A 446-nucleotide genomic window follows, 5' to 3' on the forward strand; every position below is an offset into this window, starting at 1 on the left:
CAGCGCCAAGTCGGCGGTCAAACTGGACAATAATTCTATCACCAAACTGGTCATGTTCCTTGTACCAGTAGCACGCTACACGGTAGCTCGTCACCCGCGAAGGAGAAGCGACATGGCCGTCACCGCAGTCACCATCCATTCGGACAGGGACGCTGGAGAGCCGATCTTCACGGCCGCGACGCTTGGAATGGCTGGCGTCATGTTTTCAGCGATGAGCAGCTTCTACCTGCTTCTGTCGGCGATCGCGGCGCATGCGGCGAGCCTTGGTGGGGCTGATGCTGCCGGGCATGCGACGGGTGCATTGATGGCGGCCACCATCGGCGGTGAAATTGCCGCGCCACGGATCATCGCTGCCTTCGGTCGCAAAATGTCGCTGGTGATGGCGCTTGGCCTGCTTGGGACCGCTTGCCTGCTGGCATTCCCCTCATCGCTTGCACTGCTTCTCC

Annotated in this window: 1 protein-coding gene; it reads left to right on the forward strand. The window is 60.8% G+C overall.

The window, feature by feature from the left end:
* Positions 1–112: 112 nt before the first annotated feature.
* Positions 113–446 (forward strand): hypothetical protein (locus EN852_RS35205; RefSeq protein ID WP_210238284.1); only part of this gene is annotated, 334 nt, incomplete at its 3' end.

The organism is Mesorhizobium sp. M2E.F.Ca.ET.209.01.1.1, assembly GCF_004010375.2.
Taxonomy (GTDB): Bacteria; Pseudomonadota; Alphaproteobacteria; order Rhizobiales; family Rhizobiaceae; genus Mesorhizobium.